Source organism: bacterium (genome assembly GCA_023150945.1).
Lineage (GTDB): Bacteria > Zhuqueibacterota > Zhuqueibacteria > Zhuqueibacterales > Zhuqueibacteraceae > Coneutiohabitans.
Genome location: JAKLJX010000021.1, coordinates 1 through 23,499, shown reverse-complemented (window position 1 = coordinate 23,499; position 23,499 = coordinate 1). Strand labels below are relative to the sequence as shown.

12 protein-coding genes are annotated in these 23,499 nt (G+C 54.4%); 10 read left to right on the top strand and 2 right to left on the bottom strand.

Translation table 11 applies throughout. From position 1 onward, the window contains the following. Positions 1–573: 573 nt before the first annotated feature. The 5 genes from L6R21_21985 (at position 574) to L6R21_21965 (ending at position 9,750) form a co-directional block, all read left to right on the top strand. Entirely contained in the window at positions 574–3,108 is a 2,535-nt protein-coding gene (locus tag L6R21_21985; GenBank protein ID MCK6561878.1) for a serine hydrolase, read from the top strand. Between the two features lie 82 nt (positions 3,109–3,190). Beyond that, positions 3,191–4,144, top strand: a complete 954-nt coding sequence (locus L6R21_21980) for a hydrogenase small subunit (GenBank protein MCK6561877.1) — start codon at positions 3,191–3,193, stop codon at positions 4,142–4,144. 5 nt (positions 4,145–4,149) lie between these two features. Next, positions 4,150–5,640, top strand: coding sequence for a nickel-dependent hydrogenase large subunit (locus L6R21_21975; protein MCK6561876.1), 1,491 nt, complete (start codon positions 4,150–4,152; stop codon positions 5,638–5,640). Positions 5,641–5,667: 27 nt separating this feature from the next. Next, positions 5,668–6,159, top strand: a complete 492-nt coding sequence (locus tag L6R21_21970) for a hydrogenase maturation protease (GenBank protein ID MCK6561875.1) — start codon at positions 5,668–5,670, stop codon at positions 6,157–6,159. 408 nt (positions 6,160–6,567) lie between these two features. After that, positions 6,568–9,750, top strand: a complete 3,183-nt coding sequence (locus L6R21_21965) for an SBBP repeat-containing protein (GenBank protein MCK6561874.1) — start codon at positions 6,568–6,570, stop codon at positions 9,748–9,750. A gap of 72 nt (positions 9,751–9,822) precedes the next feature. Here the strand turns inward: L6R21_21965 and L6R21_21960 are convergent, their stop codons facing one another. Then, positions 9,823–10,176: a DUF5615 family PIN-like protein gene (locus L6R21_21960; protein ID MCK6561873.1), complete on the bottom strand. Its 354-nt coding sequence runs from the start codon at positions 10,174–10,176 to the stop codon at positions 9,823–9,825. Continuing rightward, positions 10,176–10,424, bottom strand: coding sequence for a DUF433 domain-containing protein (locus L6R21_21955; protein MCK6561872.1), 249 nt, complete (start codon positions 10,422–10,424; stop codon positions 10,176–10,178). Before L6R21_21955 ends, L6R21_21960 begins: the two co-directional genes overlap by 1 nt. A gap of 372 nt (positions 10,425–10,796) precedes the next feature. On the opposite strand from L6R21_21955, the gene L6R21_21950 reads away from it, so the two are divergent. The 5 genes from L6R21_21950 to L6R21_21930 all read left to right on the top strand — a co-directional run bounded on the left by L6R21_21950 (position 10,797) and on the right by L6R21_21930 (position 23,443). Beyond that, positions 10,797–13,691 (top strand): T9SS type A sorting domain-containing protein, encoded by a 2,895-nt coding sequence (locus L6R21_21950; protein ID MCK6561871.1) that lies wholly within the window; start codon positions 10,797–10,799, stop codon positions 13,689–13,691. 301 nt (positions 13,692–13,992) lie between these two features. Continuing rightward, complete coding sequence (locus L6R21_21945) at positions 13,993–16,878, top strand: M20/M25/M40 family metallo-hydrolase (protein MCK6561870.1); 2,886 nt, start codon at positions 13,993–13,995, stop codon at positions 16,876–16,878. A 783-nt stretch (positions 16,879–17,661) separates the two neighbouring features. Further along, positions 17,662–20,829: a T9SS type A sorting domain-containing protein gene (locus L6R21_21940; GenBank protein ID MCK6561869.1), complete on the top strand. Its 3,168-nt coding sequence runs from the start codon at positions 17,662–17,664 to the stop codon at positions 20,827–20,829. A gap of 1,431 nt (positions 20,830–22,260) precedes the next feature. Then, positions 22,261–22,692: a hypothetical protein gene (locus L6R21_21935; GenBank protein MCK6561868.1), complete on the top strand. Its 432-nt coding sequence runs from the start codon at positions 22,261–22,263 to the stop codon at positions 22,690–22,692. A gap of 415 nt (positions 22,693–23,107) precedes the next feature. Then, the gene (locus L6R21_21930; GenBank protein ID MCK6561867.1) at positions 23,108–23,443 is read left to right on the top strand and encodes a pentapeptide repeat-containing protein; all 336 of its coding nucleotides are present in this window, start codon (positions 23,108–23,110) and stop codon (positions 23,441–23,443) included. The last annotated feature ends 56 nt before the right edge of the window (positions 23,444–23,499 follow it).

The following is a 23,499-nucleotide window of genomic DNA, read 5'->3' as shown; positions in this document are numbered from 1 at the left end:
AAAATTTCGTTAACTCGTAATGACGCCCGAGCGGTTTTGCGGGCTGCACATAAATCTTGGAGAGTGTCCACTCAAAAGAAATCAAAAGTAGGCAACACACAATCCCCAAACCCGCAATAGGATTGGGACAGACTCTCCAACGCCCGCAAAAACGAGCAGTGCCTCCCTCCTGGGACCATATCCAACCCAATCTGCCCAAGCCCGACGTCAGGTCCATTGACACCCTGTGATCAAACGCGCCTCTGCGCGCAGCTCTTTTTTGGCCTTTTCATCTCGACGGCAGGCTGCCGGAAGAGAATCCCACAAGGCGACTGCAGTCTTGCTTTCTCATTCTCCGCCAGGGGAGGGCGAGGTGCGGCCTCGCCTATGGGAATCAGGGCATTTCTCCAGCGCAGCCGCCGCGCTGGGAGGTCGCTCCGTCTGAATACCGGTGGGTTTTGTCGAAGGTTGAGAACGCGCTTCACCGTGGTTGCGGAAGTGCATAAAAACCGCCGTGGGGCCGTCTATCAACAGAAACGGATTTTGGCGATCACTGCGGAAGGCAATGTCAAAGATTTGGAGGAGGGTCATCCCATGAGAGCAAAACAAATCGTTATCCTCGCTTTGGTTTTCTCTTTCCCGTTCTTGACCTCGGTGTATTCGCCATCGGAAAGAGGGGTGGCTTTACGAGAGAGCGGGAGCGAGGCCCAGCTCCAAGAGGACGGCAAGGCGTTGTTGCTCACTTCAACTGCACTGGATTCATTCATCACTGCGACGATGTCTGCCTATCATATCCCCGGTTTGTCGGCCTGCATTGTCAAGCAAGGCCGGCTGGCTTGGCATCATGCCTACGGCTACGCGGATGTCGAGCGAAGAATCCCGGTGACGGATTCGACGTTTTTTTTGCTGGCTTCTATTTCCAAGACCATTACGGGTACGGCAATCATGCAATTATATGAGCGAGGCCTTTTTCATTTGGACGACAATGTCAATGATTATCTTCCTCCGGATTTGCAGGTCGTCAATCCCTCCTACCCGAACAATCCCATCACTTTCAAGATGATTCTTTCGCATGTATCAAGCATGAATGATAACTGGGAAGTTCTTGACGCAATGATTGTGGCAGGCGATTCTTCAATACCATTGTATGATTTCTTGAAAGGTTATTTGGTGCCTGGAGGCGCTTATTACACCAATACGAGTTATGGTTCATATCCACCGGCAACCACCTATAACTACTGTAATGTTGCAATAGCATTGCTCGGCTACCTTGTTGAGGCGATCACCGATACTGCCTTTGCTGAATACTGTCAGAGGCACATTTTATCGCCATTAAGCATGCATGAGGCTTCCTGGTTTCTTGCCAACCTCGATACAAATCATATCGCGAGACCGTATATCTGGACTCCCCATGGATACAAACCGTACTCACATGAGAATTCTCCTGGTTATCCTGCTGGGCGACTTCGCACCAGCTCGCTTCAGCTTGCTCGTTTTCTGAACGCCTTTATGCAAAAAGGAACATTGGGAGATATCAAAATACTCGACAGCTCAACAGTCGCTTTAATAACAAAAGCGCATTATCCGGAAATACCGTTGAATCCGCTTCCAGATTCTTCACAAGGTCTTATCTGGTACTGGGATTATTTTGGAAAACGAAAAGCATGGGGGCACGACGGCGGCACAAAAGGAGCAACTACTAAAATGTACTTTTGTGAACCAGAAGAATCAGGCATCATTGTCTTAACCAACGGTGATCCAACTCAGGCATGGCAGGGTGTTAACAGAATAGCGAGTTATCTGTTTGATCATGCCGCCGGCATCTACCTCGAACCTACCCTGGCAATCACCGCCGATACATTGCGCTTTGTTTCTGAGTTGCATCAGCCCGACACCTTGAAGTTTGTCATAACCAACAAAGGACTGGATAGCCTGCGCCTCGCGAGCATACAGTTTTCAACCAGCTATTTTCATCTGGCCGGAAGCCTGCAACTGCCGCTGGCTTTGGGGAATGATCAAAGCCGTGAACTTGGCATTGTGTTCATCCCTGCGGATGATGCCATGAAAACGGATTCCCTGCTTCTGGTCAGCAACGACCCGCGCCAGCCGGTGCAGAAAGTGATTTTACAGGGCGTCGCGCTGCGCAGCGCCGCACCCGGCACCATCTATGCCATTGCCGACGTCTCGAATCGAACTTTTCTGGCGACACTCAACCCGGCGGATTCGGGGAAAGCCAGCCTGATCGGTTCCACTGGCTGCAATTCCGCTCGTGGGCTGGCGGTGCAGCCGGTCTCCGGTCGTTTGTTTGGCGTTGTTCCCGATATCAACTTCAGCACCTTCATCAAGATCGATGCGCAAACCGGGCTTGCCCAGAAGATACTGACCATCCCCGAGTCGGATGTCCGGGCCATGACATTCGAGGGTGACACGCTGTGGGCGGCGAGTTATGCCGGCAAATTGTTCAGGGTCAATCTTCAAACCGGCGTGACCAAATTCGTCGGCCACACCGGGATTTCCAACTTATCCGGTTTGGCGTTCAATCCTGTGACCAAAAAGCTGTGGGCCACCAGTGCCGGCAACATGAAATTGTATATCCTGAACCGGAACACGGCACAGCGAACGTGGGAGAGGATTTGTTTCCTCGCACCGCACTGGCTGGCATTCGACGCGGGCGGGCAACTCTTCGGCTTGTTCAATCCCGAACGTTACTCCAATGCCAACCTGGCCTTGCTGGATACCGCGCAAGTCACCAGCGGTGCAAATGACCAGATTATCGGCGATACGGGATATCAGTGGGTCTCGGCCCTGGCGATGCGCGGAGAGATTGCGGTGGAGGTGCGCGAGCTGCCCAATACTGCCAAGCCCGCTGAATATGCGATGTACCAGAATTATCCCAATCCCTTCAATCCCAACACTGTCATCGAATTCGCGCTGCCGAAATCTGGCTTTGTCACGCTGAAGATTTATGACTTGCTCGGCAATGAAGTCGCCACGGTGGTGGCGGAAAAACTCCCGGCAGGCCAACACCAGCGCGTGTGGGAGGCGAAGGGTTTGGCGAGCGGGGTGTATTTGTATCGCTTGGAAGCGGGTGAGTTTGAGCAAAACAAGAAGCTTTTGTTGTTGCGATAAAATGAATGGACATGTTTCATGCTCTGTGAAGCTTTTGTATGGAAGTCTATGCGAAGGTATTGAACAAAGGAGGAAAAGCCTCATGTCACTCAAATCCCCAATCTCGCGACGCGATTTCATGCGCTGGGCCGTGGCCGCGCCCGCGGCAATGAGCATGGTCGACGAGTTTCTGCCCAAGCTCGCCGCGGCTCTCGATGAAGCCGTCAAGGAATATCCCATCATCTGGCTGCAAGCTTCCACATGCAGCGGCTGCTCGGTGTCGGTGATCAACACCATTCATCCAAGCATCAAGAACGTCATTCTCGAACAAATTCTACCTGGCCACAAACTCATTCTCAATTATCACGGCACGCTCATGGCCGCGACCGGCGCGCTTTCCGTCGAGGCCGCGTTCGAGTCCGCGGAGAAATACAAAGGCAAATACGTGTTCGTGGTCGAAGGCGCGATTCCCACCAAACAAAACGGCGTGTATGGCCACATCGGCGAAAGAGACGGCAAGCCGATCACCATGCTCGAGTGGGTGGATTCCTTCGGACGCAACGCCATGGCGACGTTGACCGTCGGCACCTGCGCTGCGTATGGCGGATTATCGGCAGCGCAACCGAACCCGAGCGGCAGCAAAGGCACCTCAGAAGTTTTTCAGCTGCTCAATATCACCACGCCGGTGATCAACATTCCCGGTTGCCCGTGCCATCCCGATTGGTTCATCGGCACGGTTGCGAAGATTTTGCTCTATGGCATGCCGGCGCCGAAAGAGATCGATGAGCAAGGTCGTTTGAAATTGTTCTTTGGCCGCTCCGTGCATGCGCGCTGCATCAATCGCGATTATCTTGACGACGGCATCTTTGCAACGAAGTTCGGCGAAGAAGGCTGCTTGCTCGAGCTGGGCTGCAAAGGCCCGTTCACGAGCGCGGATTGCCCGATTCGCTTGTGGAACGGCGGCGTGAATTGGTGCATTGGCGCAGGCGCGCCATGCTTTGGTTGTACCGAAAAAGGCTATCCCGATGCGCACTCACCTTTGTATCAGAGGAGATGACCATCATGAAAACCATTGCAGCCAGAATCACCATCGACCCAATGACGCGCATCGAAGGCCATTTGAAGATCGAAGCCACGGTGGACAACCATAAAGTGGTCGAAGCCAAATGCGAAGGCACGCTCTATCGCGGCTTCGAGCAGATTCTCGTGGATCGCGAGCCGCTCGATGCCATTCAAATCACGCAGCGTTTTTGCGGCGTGTGCCCGGTGCCGCATGCGATTGCTTCGGCGCAAGCGCTGGACAATGCTTTCGGCGTCATGCCGCCGCCCAACGGCCGCCTCATTCGCAACATCGTGCAGGGCGCGAACTACATTCAATCGCACGTGCTGCACTTCTATCATCTTGCCTCGCTGGATTATTATCGCGGTCCGGACATTCCACCGTTCGTGCCGCGCTATGAGGCCGACTATCGTTTGCCCGACACGGTGCGCGAGGCGCTGGTGAATCACTACATTCAGGCGTATCAAATCCGTCTCAAGGCGCATGAGCTGGCCGCGATCTGGGCCGGCAAGATGCCGCACATGGCTTCAATCGCGCCCGGCGGCGTGACCATCATTCCGCGCATCGACAACATCACCACCTCACTGTGGCGCTTGAAGGAGCTCACCGACTTCATCGACAAGGCTTACATTCCGGACGTGATTACCATCGCGCAAGTCTATCGCGACTATTTTCAAATGGGCGAGGGCTGTAAGAATTTCCTGTCGTACGGCCTGTTCGATCTCGATGCTGAGCCGGACGTAACGAAGCGCCAACGCTTCTTCCCGATGGGCCGCATGTCGAACGGCAAGATCGCAGCGGTTGATCCCAGGAAGATCACGGAAGACGTGGCAGCTTCATGGTATGATTCGCCAAGTCACGTGCATCCCAGCAAAGCGGATACGATACCGAATCCCGCCAAGCCCGGCGCGTATAGTTGGTTAAAAGCGCCGCGCTACGACGGCGAGGTTTATGAAGTCGGGCCGCTCGCGCGCATGGCCATGGCGTATCAAAGCAAGAGTATGCCCAAGGCCGTGCAGCTCATTGAGGAGTCGTTGAGCACGTTGCGTGTTGGTCCCGAAGCGCTCTGTTCGGTGATGGGCCGCCACCTGAGCCGCGCCTTGGAGTGCAAGCTCGTGGCGGATGAACTGAGCAGCATGATCATGCAAGTGAAGCTCGATGAGCCGGTGTGCAGCGCGCATACGATTCCGGATGAAGCCCGAGGCATGGGCTTGTGGTGCGCGGCGCGCGGTGCGCTCGGGCATTGGATCGAAATCAAAAACGGCAAGATCGCGCGCTACCAAGCGGTGGTGCCGACGACGTGGAATGCTTCGCCAACGGATGACAAAGGCCAGCCCGGACCGATCGAGCAAGCGATGCTCGGCACGGTGGTCGAAGACACGGACAATCCCTTTGCGCTCGCGCGTATCGTGCGCTCGTTCGATCCGTGCATCGCCTGCGCCGTGCATTTGCTCGAGCCGGGAAAGTCGATGAAGCAGTTTCGGATTTTGTAAGTCGCATCGCCAGCGAATTACTACGGTATGAATGAGAAACGTACACTCATTCTCGGCCTCGGCAATCTTCTGCTTACCGATGAAGGCATTGGCATTCACGTCGTGCGGCGATTGCAGCGCATGCTTCTGCCGCCGGCAGTCGAAGTGCTCGACGGCGGCACGGGCGGGTTTGAGCTGCTCACGCACTGTCGCGGCAAAAAGAAGATCGTCATTGTTGATGCGGTGCAGATCGCAGCGGAGCCGGGCGCGGTGTTTTGCTTTACGACGGAGGAGGCGCTGCAACAACCGCCCCCGGCTTTTTCCGCGCACGAAGGCGGCGTGTATGAACTGCTGCATTTTTTGCAAACACTGAGGCCACCGCCGGAGGTGATCATCTACGGCATCGTGCCCGAAGACACGCAGCGCATGAGTATGGCGTTGAGCGCAACGCTTGCACGCGAGCTGGATGAGATTGTCGCACTGATTGTTGCTGAAGTGGATGACGCCTCTGTGCCCGTGAGTCATGCGCAGGACGCTTGAACCTTGCAACGAGAATACTGTCGCAGCGCGTGTGGGAGGCGTGAGGCTTGGCGAGCGGGGTGTATTTGTATCGGTTGAAGGCGGGGACCCTTCGACAAGCTCAAGACGAGGGTTTGTGCAGACGAAGAGGCTTGTTCTGCTCAGATAACTTTTGCGACAGGCCTCAATCCCAATGCCGTTCTCCGTAGTCCCGGCCCCTTGTGGGCCGCTGATTATGCGCAAGTTCCAGTACCCCACAAGGGGGTAGGACTACTATTTGAACGGTATTGGTTCTAGTCCGCTCGATCCGCTTACTGCTTTTTGTTAGCGGATTAAACGGATTTAGCGGATAAGAGCTTTTTCCTGCAACGATTTCATTTAAGAGAGAAGCCATGCACCGCAGACAATCAAGCCTGGTGGAGGTGAAAGATGAAGAGAGCGTTGCTACTCTCCGGCGCGGCCATCTTACTGCTCGGAATAACCCAAAACTTCGATGGGCAAGGAAAATCTCAAGACCATCGTCAAATGTCCAATGAAGGTAACAGGGACACGGCGCGGCAAAGCAAGATGGTACAGGCTCCCTTCTTTTCGAGGCAGGAGCCAAATCGTTGGACCACCGACCAAACTCTGCTTGACCGGCACCGAATGACAGAACCGCTGGGGCATCGTGATGACCAAGCCTATGCGGCAATGACCGGGAAAACTCCTGCCCAGCATGAGCTTTCCGCCGGAATCGATACTGCCTGGGTGCGGCGATATTCTTCCGATGTTTTCGGTGGCGAAGATGGCGCAGCCGCCATGGTGATTGATGACTCTGGAAATGTCTATGTCACTGGAGCGAGTGAGGGGAGAGAAGAGGGACATGATTTTGCCACCATCAAGTATAACGTTTCCGGCGTGAGGCAGTGGGTCGCCCGCTACCATGGAACAGGGAATGCCGAGAACTATGCATCTGCCCTGGCCGTGGATGCCTCCGGCAATGTCTACGTGACAGGAACAAGTCAAAGTTCGAGCACAGCAGAGGATTTTGCCACCATCAAATACAATTCTGCAGGGGTCGAGCAATGGACCGCCCGCTACAATGGGACAGGGAATTTGGGAGACGGGGCGAGCGCCTTGGCCGTGGACGCCTCCGGCAATGTCTATGTGACGGGAACAAGTCAAAGTTCAAGCACAGCAGATGATTTTGCCACCATCAAATACAATTCTGCTGGGGTCGAGCAATGGGCCGCCCGCTACAGTTGGTCAGAGAATTCATATGACTACGCCAGCGCCATCGTGGTGGACGACTCCGGCAATGTCTATGTTACAGGAGCAAGCCAGGCTCCAGCCATTGGGCGAGATTACGCCACGGTCAAATACAACTCCGCTGGCTTCGAGCAGTGGGTCGCCCTCTACAATGGGCCGGGAAATGCGGGGGACCAGGCAGAAGCCGTGGCTGTGGACGTCTCCGGCAATGTCTATGTGACTGGTGGGAGTCGCGGTTCAGGCACAGAGAGTGATTTCGCCACGATCAAATACAATTCTGCCGGCCTCAAACAGTGGGTGGTCCGCTACAATGGGCCGGGAAATTTGGGAGACGGGGCAAGCGCCTTGGCCGTGGACGCCTCCGGCAATGTCTATGTGACGGGAACAAGTCAAAGTTCAAACACAGCCGATGATTTTGCCACCATCAAATACAATTCTGTCGGCGCCCTGCAGTGGGTGATGCGCTACAATGGGCCGCGCAATTTGCATGACCATGCCAGCGCGCTAGCCGTGGATGGGGTCGGTAACGTCTATGTGACGGGTTGGAGCGCGTCTCCCGACACCGAGAACGAGAGTGATTTCGCTACAGTGAAATACAATTCCACTGGGGTGGTGCAATGGGTGGCCCGGTATGATGGTCGGGACAATGGTCGTCACCGGTGGAACAATAGTGACTATGCGATCGCGGTTGCGGTTGACCATGCTGGAAATGTCCATGTTGCCGGAACTGTGGGAGACTCGGAATGGCGTGATTGGCCAGTTCGATCCAAGGATTATGCTACCATAAAGTATAATGCTTCCGGAGAAGCACAATGGGCTGCCATTTACAGTGGCCCCAAAATCGACTACAACTATGCAACCGACCTTGCCATTGACAAATTCGGCAGTATATATGTGAGCGGATACAGCACCAACGGGTCCGATGCTGCTTACGTCATAATCAAGTATGATGCTGCTGGAGCGATACAGTGGATTGACCGTTGCCGGGAAGGATATCAGGGAACCAAGCTCGTAGTTGACGGCTCAGGAAATGCTTATGTGACCGGATTTGGCGACCGGGGCGGCTACCTTACCGTCAAATACAACGTTTCAGGAGCAAGGCAGTGGGTTGCTCATTTCGATAGAACCGTTGTGGGGGGAGGCGGCTGGCCGGGATTTCCCTGGCATATTTCTCTTGCGGTGGATATTTCAGGCAATGTTTATGTGGCCGGCGGCCTAGAAATAACCAACGACAACTCTGACTATGTCACCATCAAGTACGATTCCTCCGGAAACGAACAATGGGCGATTGCCTATGACGGCCCAGGGCATTTGTTTGATAATGCCAACGCTATTGCCGTGGATGACTCGGGCAATGCCTTTGTTACGGGAATGAGTTATGGCGCTGGAACGTTGGCAGATCACGCAACGATCAAATACAATACGCTCGGCGAAATGCAGTGGGTGCAACGCTACAATGGTTCGGCCAATAGTTGGGATGAGGGAGTCGACATTGTTGTGGACGACTCAGGCAATATTTACGAGACTGGCAGGACGCGATCTTCAGCAACCGGTGAAGACTTCATTACGATCAAGTATGGTGCGGCAGGGGCCACCCAGTGGATTGCCCGTTACAATGGAACGCATGGCAACGGTTGGGACGAAGCAACCGCCCTCACCCTCGACAACGCCGGCAATGTTTATGTCATCGGACTGAGTAATGGTTATGGCGACTTTGCGACCGTTAAGTACAACAATTCCGGGGAACAGCAATGGGTTGCCCGTTACAGCAATTCAGCGGGGCAAAGTTATGACTTCCCGTATGGCTTGGCGGTTGACGCTTCGGGCAATGTCTATGTAACCGGATTCAGCATCGGTTTACGCGATAACTCGGATTTTAACACGATCAAATACAATGCTGCCGGTGTTGAACAATGGATCGCGCAATATACTGGATCTGGAGATACTAGCGATGAAGCATGGGGCGTTGCCGTTGATGCTGCTGGAAATGTCTATGTGGCTGGTACCAGTCGGGGCAATGATTGGTATGGGAGCGTCATGACAACGATAAAATACACGGAAAACGGAACAGTGGCAATCCATGAAGCGAATGCACAACCCCAGAATTTCGGCTTGGCGCAGAACTATCCCAATCCATTCAACCCCAGCACCACCATAGAATTCGCGCTGCCGCAAGTGAGTTTCGTCACGCTGAAGATTTATGATTTGCTCGGCAATGAAGTCGCCACGCTGGCGGCAGAAAAACTGCCGGCGGGCAAGCACCAGCGCGTGTGGGAGGCGAAAGGTTTGGCGAGTGGGGTGTATGTGTATCGCCTGCAAGCGGGAGGGTTTGTGCAGACGAAGAAACTCATTCTGCTCAAATAGAAAATTGGGCGTGAACCAGCCGGATTTTTGCCACACGATCAGCGCGAAAGTCCGACTTCACATCATTCATTACTATCTTATGCGCACACGGTCATTATACAGAATGATCAATTTATCGCGCAATTCTTCAGCGTTGGTCGTTTGCAGGAACTGCTCAAGCCGTGCGGATACCCACTGCCAGCGCTGTGGATGAAGCTTTAATCGAATGACGCCAGGATGATGTTCGGGCAAAGGCAACACGTGGTAGTCGCCAATGCCTTCGTCCAAGGTGATCAGTATGCGTTCGTCCGCCAAACCCGTATTGAAAATGAACTCGTCTTCTGCCGTTGCCAGTTCGATTTCAGAGGTATGGAGAATGTCATAACCGGCTTTTCTGAGCGCGAGAACGGCGCGAAACCGGACATTTTGATCGGCCAGAAGTTTCATCACGCCACAGCGGCTTCAGTTTCATCTACAGGATACCACTTTCTTTCCTGGATGACGTCATTCGCAAAGGCGACGCAAGCCAAAACATCTTCAGCGGTGATACCTGGGAAGTCTTGAAGAATCTCCGGCATCGGCAAACCCTCGGCAATCGCCGCCAAAATGTTGGTCACCATGATGCGCGTGCCTTTGATGCAAGGCTCGCCGTGGCAAATTTTCGGATTGATTGAGATGCGTTCGTGCAAGTCCATTTCGAGCACTCCGGAATTGGGCGTTTGTTTTTGTTGTGCCCACAATATACAAACCCGGTCTTAAAAAATCAAGCTTTGGAAAATACAAAGAAAACAAAGAGAGCATTTGTTCCTTTCAACCCCACCCTCGTATTCGCGTTGCCGAAAGTGAGTTTTATTATGCTGAAGATCTATGATTTGCTGGGCAATGAAGTCGCCACGCTGGTGGCAGAAAAACTGCCGGCGGGCAAGCACCAGCGCGTGTGGGAAGCGCGGGGCTTGGCGAGTGGCGTGTAGTTCTATCGCCTGGAGTTTGGTGAGTTTGAGGAAGCGAAGAAGCTCATTCTATTGCGGTGATTTATGAAATGATTTAGTCAGTCAAGGAGTTCTGTCATGAAGAAATCAGCTCTTTCATTCGTTCTGATCTCTCTACTATCGCAGGGAGTATTTGCCTCGAGCGACGTTGAGCGAGTGAAGCAGGCCATTGCTGCCAAAGGCGCTAATTGGACGGCTGGTGAAAGCTGGGTGACCCAACTGCCGCTCGAAGAACTGAAACGACTCGGTGGCGCCGAAATTCCGGTGCTGGCTCGCAGCAAGGCCAAGTTGATAACATTACCCAAAGTGGAATCGCTGCCGCCGGTGTTCGACTGGCGGAACAACAACGGCAATTGGATGACGCCCGTGAAAAGCCAGGCCCATCCCAAGCCTTGTGGCAGTTGCTGGGACTTTGCTGCGCTGGCAGCCGTGGAAGCATGGTGGAAAATACACCACGGCAATCCAGCCGCGCAGATTGATCTTTCCGAGCAATTCATCCTATCGTGCAGTGAAGGCAACTGTGTCAACTGGTCTGTCGAACAGGTATTTGAGTTTGTTCAAACGGTAGGCGTGCCGACCGAAGCCTGCCTTCCGTATCAGGGAGACGATACAATTCCTTGCAGCAGCGCCTGCGGCCATTGGGAGCAGGAAGCCGTCACCATTCCCGATTGGGGATATGTCACCCTGGGGGAGGCGAAGATCGAAAACATCAAAAGTGCCCTGCTCAGACGGCCGGTTGTCGCATATCTTTTGATATATGATGATCTCCGCTACTATACCGGGGGTGTTTATGAACATGTGTGGGGAAATCTGGTCAGCGGTCATGCCGTGGTGCTGGTGGGATGGAACGACCATGAGCAGAGCTGGATCTGCAAAAACAGTTGGTCTTCCTCCTGGGGTGATGGCGGCTACTTCCGCATCAAATGGGGCGAATGTGAGATCGGCACCTTCTGTCCCTATATTTGGGATGGCCAGACGGGAGGGCCGGCATTGACAACTATCCCCAATAAGCTTGATCTTACCATCGTGGCTGGGGATTCGTTGTTTGAATCCTTGACCATCCAAAACCTTGGTGTTGCGTCACTGGAGTATTCTACTCTCGACATCAGTTGCACAGCATCCTTTCACTCTGACAGCTATATGTCCTTCGACAGCCTCTCGTGGTGGTGTGGTGATCCTCCAACCGGTACTTATCACAAAAATTGGCTCCAATGCCTGGATACCCCGGTTCTCGATTTGTCTGCAACCGACCAGCCACGTCTATCCTGGCGAGGCTTTTGGCAGATGCAAGATACTTCGGGAATTCACCTCATGCCACCCTTTGACGGCTGGGAGGGATGCAATGTGTGGGTTTCAACGGACCGGGGAAATACTTTTGTTATCGCCGAACCGATCAGGCCACGTTACACCTCGCGCAGGTTGTACAGCTTCTGCCTTTGGCGGGGTATCAGCGAAAGTACCGCAGGCTGGACCGGAATTAGTGGCAGATGGCAGGAGGTTGAGTTCGACCTTTCTTCTTACCGCAGCGACGACGTGGTGATTCGCTTTGCTTTTGCTTCTCTGCCGACAAATTTTGTGCGAGGAATGGATCCGACGAGGCCCGGGTTCTTTGTGGACGACATCGTGATCACAGATGGCAGCATCGTGCTTTTCGAAGATCACGGCAACGATGCTTCTCGCATGATTGCGTACGGAGAAACCCACAGCATGGTGGACTGGCTGGAGGTGGTGAATGGATCAGGCAGTCTGTCCGGCGGCGAATCAACAGTGATGCAGATGCGGATTGGTGCACGAAATCTGGAACCGGGTAAATACCGCGGCGGACTGACGATTTTTTCCAATGACACCACAGCCTTCAGACAGACCGTTCCCGTGGATTTGCTGGTGACGCACCCGGATCACGATATATTGGTGCGGCAGATCTGGCCAGTGACCGAGGAACTGCCGATCCTGGCACGTCTTCGTCCCACGGCAAAAGTCAAAAACCAAGGGCGCAATGCAGAAACTAATTTCTCTTTGAGTTGCATGGGTTCATTTGCCGGGCAGGTGATCTACCGGGACACCTATCTGATGACCTCGCTGGCGAGCGACGCAGACAAGAGCGTCCTATTCGAGCCGGTTGCTTTTGCCCAAACTGGGAAGGCAGACTTCACGATCTCACTTGTAGGTGTAGCGCAAGATCGCAATGCCTATAATGATAGCATAACTTTTGAGACTCACGTCAGTAATCTGATGGACGACTTTGAATTTGACTCTGACTTTTGGGATTTGGAAGAGGGCTGGGTCATCAAGTCCACAAATTCTCATTCGGGTGTGCGATCAGCTACCACGCTCATCAAGACTCCTTTGAACTGTTGTCTTACATTTAAGCCGGGATTCAATCTGTCCTTGGTGGATGAAGCGTCGCTCACATTCTGGACCCGCTACATCATTGACAAAGGCAGTGGCGTTTGCCACGTCGAAGCGAGCCGTGATAGCATGGCCTGGGTACAACTCGACTCACTTTCTGGAAGGCAATGGCCACAGTGGGTACAACGGCAAATCTCGCTGAACCAGTTTGTGGGCACGGGCAATGAGCACGTCTGGGTACGCTTTCATTTTATCTCGGACTCCGTTAATACCTATGTGGGTGCATTTATCGACGACATGGAGATCTATCCGGAGGCGCCTACTATTATTACTGACAGTAAGTTCGCTGTCTCCTTGCCAGCCGCCTGGAACTTGTCGCAAAACTATCCCAACCCCTTCAATCCCACCACGACCATTACCTTCGCACTGCCGCGAGCGAGCTTCGTCACGCTGAAGGTTTATGACTTGCTGGGCAATGAAATCGCCTCGCTGGTTTCAGAAAAACTGCCAGCCGGCAGGCACCAGCGTGTGTGGGAGGCAAAGGACTTGGCGAGCGGAGTGTATTTGTATCGGTTGCAGGCAGGGGAGTTCGAACAGGTCAAGAAACTCATCTTGTTGCGGTAATTTGCGACGGGCTATCATTTGCGAGGTAACCAACTCGTGCAGATACATGACCAGAACCCATTCGCCAACGCTTTTCTCTTGTGCAGACAGGGCAGACAGGTTCAAGGGATGAAGACACTGCTCGCTGTGGAAGAGAATTTTGAGTGTCGGATATTCGGACGGACTCGAGTTGTTCGAGACAGAAAACTCGTCGTGGAAAAGGTCACATGCATGGCATTCGCTGCAATAGTAAGGCATTGTCGATCATTTGGAGTTCTTTATGCTGATCAGAAGGCCTCATATCTCATGCTTGCCGGCGGTCATGATCGTCTTGAGTATTTTCATGTTGCCGGATTCGTCGGCGCAAGAAGCAACGGACTATCTCATTGCCGTTCGCCTCAATAACGGCGAGGAGCGCGCCGTGTTGGCGCGGCTCCGGTTGCCGGTGTATTATCAATTTGAATCCGCTTTCATTTGTGGACTTAGCCAGGCCGATCTCCCCAAGCTGAACGAATCCGGACTGCCCTTTGAAATCATCGATGCTGCCGCCTGGTCGGAGTCCTATTTCATTATTTGCGGCAAACATGGGCGTAATGCGATACGCAAGCCGTCATCGGGCAAGGTGTTGTTTGCCAGCCGCGAGGTGTTGCTCCTCAAAGCCCCCGATCTTTCAGCCTTGGAGATCGCTCGTGCCGGGTTGCGCGCCGTGGCCCTGCCTAAAACGCCCAAGTTCCTGAAGGAGGAACGCATCCTGAGCCGCCTCTCACCCGCTCTGCCCGTAGCGGACGACATCACCAAAATCATCGCAGAAATCAATCCTGATTCTTTGCGGTATTTCATCCAAAGCTTGCAGGACTTTCAAACGCGCTTCAGCCTGGCGCCGACTCGGCACGCCGTCGCAGCGTGGATTGCGCGGCAATACGCGCGCCTCGGCTTCGAGCAGGTACAGATCGATTCCTTTCTCTGCTACAATCCCTGGCCGGTGGACACCACGACGTGGCAGAAGAATGTCATCGTCACTTTGCCCGGCAGCCGGGATCCGGACGCGGTTTGTCTCATCGGTGGACATTATGATTGCTTTACCTATGATGATCCCATGCGCTTCGCGCCCGGCGCAGATGACAACGCCAGCGGCACTGCTGCGGCATGGGAGATCGCACGCGCGATGAAGCGCACCGGCTATCAGCCCGAGGCCACCATCAAGTTCGTCGCATTTGGCGCGGAGGAATTGATGCTTTCCGGCGGTTCCGGCTGTTATGATATGGCGCAAAAAGCCCAAGCTGCGGGCATGAACCTGCGCCTCATGATCAACAACGACATGATCAGCCACACGCTCAGGTCGTTGCCTGCCAGCCGCGTGAGCATCAACTATTACACCGGCAGCGAACATCTGCTCGACATGGCGATGACTCTTACCAATACCTACACAGCCATCAAAGCCACGCCCGGTAGCCTCAATCAGGCTTCGGACAGCTACCCGTTTTGGGAATATGGCTTTCCTGCGATCTACTTTGAAGAGATGGATTTCAGCCCATACTATCACACGCCGCAGGATGTCATCGCCAATTACAGCATGCCCTATTGCGCGGAAGTGACCAAGGCTGGCGCGGCGTTCCTGGTTCATTCGATTGCAACCCCAGCGGTGGTGCAGGATTTTGAAGTAGTGGATAAGGGCGATGGTGCGAGTCTCTTTGCGTCGTGGCGCGCGAATGCTGAGTCAGATTTGGCCGGCTATCATGTTCATCTCGGCAGGTCTTCGGGTCAATACGACACGCTCTTCACCACGCGCGACACGCAGATCATTTTGGAGAATCTGACTGAGGGCCAGGCGTATTTCGTCGGTGTAAGCGCATATGATCATGAAGGCCACGAGAGCCAGACGGTTGAGCGCCGAGCGACGGTACGTTCCATTCCGCTGGCCCCAATCAATCTCACGGACCGGCCCACGCGCACGCATATTACTCTTGCGTGGTCGCCTAATCGAGAGTATGATTTGCTCGGCTATCGCCTCTATCGCGCCCCGGAGCCGGGAGGTGCTGCAATTCTTTTGACACCCGGCGTTTGGCGAGACACCTCGTTTGTGGATGAAACCGCGACCAAGGGCATTTATCATTACTACACTGTGCGCGCACTGGATGACCAACTTCACGAAAGCGCAGCCAGCATGGAAGTACGCTCGCGATTGGTTTCGCTGGATGGCGGCATCTTGATTGTCGATGAAACCGCGGATGGCGACGGCCAGCTCATGCGGCCCACGGACGAGGAGGTGGATCAATACTATCGCGGCCTGGTCGCCGGCTTCACCCACACCGAGTATGATCTCGCACATGCTGGTAGCATCAAGCTGGCTGATGTGGGAGCTTATTCCACCGTGGTGTGGCACGGCAACGACTTCTCCGATCCCGCGGCAGCACTGCCAGGCCGGCGATGCCTGCAAGAATACCTCGCATATGGCGGCAATTTGTTGGTAACCGTCTTCATGCCTTCGCGCGCTTTCTCTACCGCACAAACGTATCCTGCGTACTACGGGCCAGGCGAATTTATCTATGACGATCTCAAGCTCGAGCGCGTGGAGTATTTTTCGCAAGCGCGCTTTTGGTCTGCCTCACCTGCGCAGCCCGGTTATCCCACGCTCGCCGTGGATACCACCAAAGGCTTGGCGGCCTGGAGTTATCATCTCACAAGAATAGAGGGTATTCATCCCGCCCAGAGTGCACGGACCGTGTATCGTTATCACAGTCGCTTTGCCGACGGCACACCGGGTGGCATGATGAATGGCCAGCCAGTGGGCATTGAATATCTCGGCGGTGATCATCGCGTGGTGCTGGTCAGCTTTCCGCTCTACTTCATGAAGTTTGAACACGCGCAAGATTTCGTGAGATATGTGCTCGTACGAAAGTTTTCGGAAGTCTCGACAGTGCATGAGAACGCAGCGGAAATGCCGGCCCAGTTTCAGCTTTGGCACAACTATCCTAATCCCTTTAATCCCACGACGACGATTGCGTTTGCGTTGCCCAACGCGAGCTTTGTCACGCTGAAGATTTATGACTTGCTCGGCAATGAAGTCGCCACGCTGGTTTCCGAAAAGCTGCCAGCGGGCAAGCACCAGCGCGTTTGGGAGGCGAAAGGCTTGGTAAGTGGGGTGTATCTCTTTCAACTGCGCGCAGGAGAGCTTTCACAGGTGATGAAGCTAATGCTACTGCGATAAGCCAAGATTCAATTGGAACAGAATTATTGGCTTATCCTTGGTCCCGGAGGTCTTGTACTTACCCCAGACTTTGGTACATACCGCACGAAGTCAGCCGGGCATGCTGATTTCGTGTGCTGGCGGGGGAAAGAATTCGGTCTCCGAACGTGGTGTCTGAGATGATCCGTTCGGCCTACTTTCATGTTGTTAATGCGCCACGCGATTTCTATATTCTTCGTGTAATGAGCCGGCACTAGAGCGAGAGGTGTTTTTGCATGTGTCCGGCCCTTGCAGATAGTTCTCTCGTAATTGCCTTCCTGACTCATTGAGTGATACGGCCGGGTCAAGGTGGGCATTGTTCGCTGGAGCGTGCGCGCCAGGACGATTTTTTCTCGAAAGCGAACCGTGCTCAAGGGGAGGCTTGCAGCCGACCGGTGTGATGGATGATGAACAGAGAGCTGTGTTTCATCGCAGACCTCGTTCCAGTAGCTTTTCAGATGCTGCGGTGCGCACTCATGCGTGGGCGCCAGCGGCGCAAGGTCCGATTGCACTGGTAGGCGCGTTGGCCGCAAGTATTCAGGCTCGTTCTTTCCGATTCATGCTGGGACATGATACCCAGCGCTCCCATGCCGCCACCTTCCCCTGCCGTACCCCCTTCCTTCAGATCTTGCGACTGAGATTGACGGTCTGCTTGATAGCATGATTGCGTGCGTTCGCCGATTTTGTGTTCCAACCCGGTGCAGCAAAGTCGCGCGTCGCGGCACGCCAATGAACGATTTACTCAACTCACCCAGGAGGTTCTTCATGAGCCCCAACTCAGCAATGCGCCACAGATCTCCGCTTGCGAAGGGCGCAATGTCCTTTCTGCTCGGCACGATGCTCGCGCTTGCATCAGGAGAATGCCTGGCTCAAGCCGGCAGTCTCGACCCGGCTTTTGGCAGCAACGGGCAGGTTACGACTGATTTTATAGGCCCCAACCTGGAGGTTGGTCAGAGCGTCGCTATCGCACCAGCCGACGGCAGAATCCTTGTCGCCGGCTACACGAATGACGACGGAGGCTCTGATTTTGCACTGGCGCGTTACATGCCGGACGGCAGTCTGGATGTTAGCTTTGGCACAGACGGCAGGGTGACGACCGACCTGGGTTCCAGAATCGACATGGTTGGCGGCGCCCTGTTCCAGCCAGATGGTAAGATCGTCGTAGGCGGCTCCGCCAGGCGTGGCAATACGATTTATTCAGACTTTGTTCTTGTCCGCTACAACCCTGACGGCAGCCTGGACGCCGGCTTTGGCAATGGCGGCAAGGTTTTCACCACCATACAGGATGATGCCCTCATTTATGCCATCGAGCTGCAGCCCGATGGAAAAATCTTGGCAGCCGGCTACACCTCAACCATCTCATACGCGGTTGACTTTGCATTGGCGCGCTACAACAGCGAGGGCAGCCTCGATGCCAGTTTCGGCACCAGCGGTATTGTCATCACCGATTTCAGTGCCGGCAGCGATAACGGATATGATGTTGCCATTCAGGCAGATGGCAAAATCCTGGTTGCGGGCTCCGTCTGGAGCGGCAGGTTCTACTTTGGACTCGCGCGCTACAACAGCGATGGCAGCCCGGACAATTCGTTTGGCAGTAATGGCAAACTGGTCACGAGTTTCGGTCCAAGTGGCGGCGCAATTGCCCACGGCGTGGTGGTGCAGACGGATGGCAGAATTGTGGTGGCCGGTGAGATGTCCGCTGGCAGTTCGTCAACCAGGGACTTGGCCTTGGCGCGTTACAACGGCGATGGCAGCTTGGACAGTGGCTTTGGCGTTGGTGGTAAAGTCACGACTGACTATGGTGCTACTGAAAACTATGGCTACGGCGTCGGCCTGCAATCGGACGGCAAGATCGTGGTTGCTGGCCAGTACTTCACAAACCAATTCCGATATCGTACGCTCATAGCACGTTACAACACCGAGGGCAGCCTGGATACCGGCTTTGATGGTGACGGCCTGGTGCAACCCAGTTTCGGAGCGGTCGAGGGCGCGGCGAGAAGTATTGCCATTCAGAGTGATGACAAGATTCTGGTCGCGGGCTCTGTTGACGGTGGTCTCTTCACCACTGGCGAGGACTTCTTGCTCGCGCGCTTGAACAACGACGGCAGCCTGGATCCCAGCCTGGATGGCGATGGCTGGGTTGCAACCGACTTTGTCGGGCCCAACTATGACTATGCCACGGAGGTTGTGATCAGCCCCAGCGATGGCAAGATTGTCGCCGTGGGCTACACCGTGGCGGTATGGCCAATCGACTTTGCGGTCGCACGCTACAACCGCGACGGCAGTCTGGACGCCGGTTTTGGGGTCGACGGCAGAGTCACGACTGACATCAGGACCAGCTTTGATTGCGCTGCGCGCGCCGTGGTTCAGAACGATGGCAAGATCGTAGTGGCCGGCTGCACTTACACTTCCTCCTACCCCGCAAATGCGGATTTCGCGCTGGTGCGCTACCATACCGACGGCAGCCTGGACCCCAGTTTTGGCACCGGGGGAAAAGTCACCACCGATTTCTATGGTGACGGTGATTTCGCCACGGACATTGCACTGCAAGGCGACGGCAAGATCGTCGTGGGCGGATACACCGCGACCTCCAGTTGGCGTTATGTCATGGCCCGCTACAACAGTAACGGCAGCCTGGATCCCAGTTTTGGCGTTAATGGCAAAGTCATGACAGTTTTTGATTTTGGCTATGATCTTGCCTATGCTCTCGCCCTGCAACCAGACGGAAAAATCCTGATCGCAGGACAGGCACATATCGACAACTACCATGATGGTTTTGGATTGGCGCGTTACAACAGCGATGGCACTCTTGATGTGAGCTTTGACGGCGACGGCAAGCTCATAAGCGACTTTGGTCTTCACAATGAACAGGTGAACGCGCTCGCGCTGCAACCTGACGGGAAGATTGTCGCAGCCGGGCATGGCTCCAGCAACGATGCCACATACCAAAACTTCCTCGTGGCACGCTACAATGCGGATGGCAGTTTGGATGTCAGCTTTGACGGAGATGGCTGGGCGGTGACCGATTTCGGCTCCCAAGCCGACTATGCGTATGATGTCGCGCTGCAGAGTGATGGCCGGATCGTGCTGGTGGGAAGCATGAGTTTCAACAACACCTACAACGTGTTCGCGCTGGCCCGTTGCACCAATAGCGGCATGCTCGACGCCAGCTTCGGCAGCAGTGGTCTGCTCACCACCACCCTGGGCAGTGAGGCAGGCGCCAAAGCCGTTGCATTGCAGGATGATGGCAGGATGGTAGTGGCGGGCATTGCCAGTGCGGGTAGCGCCACGGGCCATGACTTCGCCCTGGTGCGCTACCTGATGATTGCAACTCCCCAGGAGGAGATTCAGGCACTTATGGAGCAGGTGCAAGACCTGATCGCGTCCGGGGTCTTGAACGGCGGGCAAGGCAACGCATTGCTGACCAAGCTCAGGGCCGCATTGCAGCAACTGGACAAAGATGACGTCAATGCCAAGACAGCGATCAACCAGTTGGAGGCCTTTATCAACCAGGTTGATGGGTTCATCGCCAGTGGCGTGCTTACGCTTGCCGAAGGCCAACCTTTGCTTACGGCTGCTGAGAATGCCATTGCCCTTATTGAGCAGGGCATCTACAAGCAGGCATCGCTTCGTGCTGCGGAAGCAGGGGCATCGCCAGCTTATCAGCTGCTCCAGAACTACCCTAATCCCTTCAATCCCGAAACCGAGATTCGCTTTCAGCTGCCGGAAGCCGGTCACGTCGTGATCACGATCTTTGACGCACTGGGGCATGAGATCGAGACACTGGCTGATGCGCAGTTCAGCGCAGGTGATCATCGCGTGCGTTGGCAGGCTCGGGATAAAAATGGCCGCCCGCTCGCGAGCGGTGTCTATTTCTATCGGCTTCATGCCGGTCGTTTCAGCGAAGTACGACGCATGAGTCTGCTGCGATAGTATCACATGACTACTGGACCGCGATTTGCAAGATAGCAAAGTTCCTTGGGCACGTGCGGACCTTTTCATATGGCACGCCTGTGGACGAATCTCTGGCAGTATGTGAATAATAGCCCCTCCCGCCGTGCTGTGGAGATGATGATGCAATGGCCCGGCAACGTCCACCACCGACGCTGCATCGACGCTGACTATCTTGCTTCGGCCTCCAAAACAAGGGCTTGCGCGCGCAACGGCTGCTGCGCCGTTGGTCTCATAACCCAAAGGTCGCGGGTTCAAATCCCGCCCCCGCAACCAAGCCAAGTGCATGATTTTGATCAGAAAGGGAATCCCCGCGATTCCCTTTTTTGTTTTGTGGCCGGGACAAAGATGGTCAAGTTTGTACACCTTTTAGCGCTGGAATGACGATGGAGGGTGCCGTAGTAAACGAATGACTCTGCTCGCGGCAGGGTCTTGGCGGCTTGCTGGAGGGATCGGTTTCGACCAACTTGTCCTTGCGTCCGCGAACTCATTGCCTTGCCGCCGGCTGCCGGTTTCCTTATGACCCAGGACAAATCCTGCTGCTCGCGGCTGCCCGTTTCAAATGCAGTACTTCGCAGCACCTCGGGTGGCCAGCCATGACCTTTCCCACCAAGGGCTTTTAGCCAACCACTTGATTCCCCAAATCTTGGCCGCATGACTTGCGAAGCCCTGCTGTGTTACTCTCCATTTTGCCAGCCCATCCGCCGGAAATGACCTTCCGTGGCGCGGCCTGAGAATGAGCCTCCCAGGCCAACTTGACGCTCCACTGCAATCGAGACCATGCCAGCATGGTTTCGCGCCTCCACCGCTCCAGTTGACAGTGTAGCGCCTTCACAATCCGCCGTTGCCGCGAGAGCCAGCCCAATTCTTCTCGGATTTCAAATTCCCGCTTGACAATTTCACGGCATTTCTGCATTATGCGGCCATGATTCTGGGTGGCTGCTTTGAGCAACCTCCGTGGATGCTGGCAGAAATGTGATGAGTATGATCATGCATGCTCCATCGTTCCCCTCGGGTCAATCCTTTCTCTTCCCATCGAGAAATCACGTCCAATTCCACCATAGACTTACATCGTTTCGACTTCCGAGCATAGTCAGTACCTTTTTGAGTCGGGCTTCGCAGCGTTACGTAACCGCCGCCGTGAGCACCACCGGCGCAACGTAAGCCGCAGGCTGGCTTGGAACACGATAACGTCCGCGCATGGGCCCTGGCGCTCGAGCCGGAGTCCGGCGTTGAGTTTTGCCATGCCGGCGCAGTACTTCGATACTTTGGGTTGCCGCGGCTTCACGCATAACGAGTTCACCCAGCCGAAGCGCCTTGGCACGTGATCTGTGTGCCAAGTGGTGTGGGAGGTGTGGCGCCAAGACGCGCCACTCTATCCAAATTGGGCTGCCGAAAGATTGTGAGCGAAAGATGGGTTGGCTTGCAACTCCGGAGCAATTTCTGAGACCTGGGCGAATTCGCTTGGTATTTCTCGGTGTGGCTGTAGTGGCATTCTTCGTGACGGAGTTTGGAAGATTTGTCTATCGGCCGTATGTATATCGCCATACTATCATGGATTTCGGATTGGCCGACAGCATTGGCAATCTCGGGGGCATCGTTGTCCAGATCTTCTTGACCATCGCGGCTATGAATTCGACGAAAAAGCAGAGTTTTCGAATAGCCACTCTGCTTGCTTCGGGCTACATAGCCTATGAGTTTCTACAGCCGGTGCTTCCTAAAGGGGTGTTTGACTGGAAGGATGTGTATGGAACACTCATCGGTCTGTGCTTGGCGTTTGTCTTGTTATTGATCATTTGGAAGCGTTTTGTGGACGAGGCAGAGGAACACGACGGCCCTAAATAGGACGGTCGCGTGAGTGTCTACCGAGTCAGAAGTTCGCAGTGGATCAGTGCGGCCGCAACTCGGGCGTGTATAGTTGAATGGAGCCCGCTGCCCCGTATTTGGCGTTTCATCTGGCAAGACCTTCTGGGCGCTGATGAATCGCCATCGGATAGAACAGCCGCGAATCACGGAAATCCACAGCGGGCAACGACGATTTCGATTCTCTTGCTATCCCGGTTGATGAAGCGAGTCTTGCTGAAGAGCCCGGTGCGGGAAAACTGCACGCCGGGATCTGCGCGGGGGACGGCGGGTGACCGCCGTTTCCTACCGCGACGGCAATCTCTTGCTCACTACGGTAACATGATTGGAAGACATCAATAATGGCTAATCTGGAACATCTTGAGATTCTCAAAAGGGGGATAGATGTTTGGAATAAATGGAGAGGAAAAATACGCCGATAAATCCAGATCTCTCACAAGCAGACCTTTGCTTGTTAGACCTTAGCGGGGCAAATCTTAGAAGAACCGCATTGACCGGTTCGCTTTTGATCAAAACTAATCTATCAGAAGCAAATCTACAACAGGCGGGTCTTATAGGAGCACACTTAAAAGAAGCTGATCTTACCAAGGCCAACTTGCGTGAAGCTCATCTTCAGTGGGCAGGTTTTCAGGGAGCAAATCTGTGTCGAGCAAATTTAAACAGAGCGATACTGGATTCAGCAATACTGATGTATGCTAATCTGGAGGAAGCAGACTTATTGAGTTTTGCATAAGTAATAGGAAATTGACAGTTTTTTGATTATATTAAGAGGCATGAGACCTTATGGAG